This is a genomic window from Myxococcus sp. AB025B (assembly GCF_006518215.1).
Taxonomy (GTDB): Bacteria; Myxococcota; Myxococcia; order Myxococcales; family Myxococcaceae; genus Myxococcus; species Myxococcus fulvus.
This window is the reverse complement of sequence record NZ_SRLW01000766.1, coordinates 1-379: the sequence shown is the minus strand read 5'-3', so window position 1 is coordinate 379 and position 379 is coordinate 1. Positions and strand designations below refer to the sequence as shown.

Annotated in this window: 1 pseudogene; it reads left to right on the top strand. The window is 64.6% G+C overall.

From position 1 onward, the window contains the following. Positions 1-379: pseudogene (locus tag FL311_RS43865) on the top strand (proteasome ATPase); the annotation flags it as partial.

The following is a 379-nucleotide window of genomic DNA, read 5'->3' as shown; positions in this document are numbered from 1 at the left end:
GATCAAGATCGAGCGGCCCGACGCGGAGTCGGCGATCGACATCTTCGGCAAGTACCTCATCGAGGGCCTGCCGGTCCACGAGGAGGACCTCGCCGAGTTCGGCGGCAACCGCAAGGCGTGCCTCGACGGCATGATCGAGCGGGTCGTCGAGCGCATGTACGAGGAGACCGACGACAACCGCTTCCTCGAGGTCACCTACGCCAACGGGGACAAGGAGGTCCTGTACTTCAAGGACTTCAACTCCGGCGCGGTGATCGAGAACATCGTGGGACGGGCCAAGAAGTCGGCCATCAAGTCGCACCTGGAGTCCCAGCAGTCGGGTCTCCGCGTGCAGCACCTGCTCGACGCCGTGGTGGACGAGTTCGCCGAGTCCGAGGAC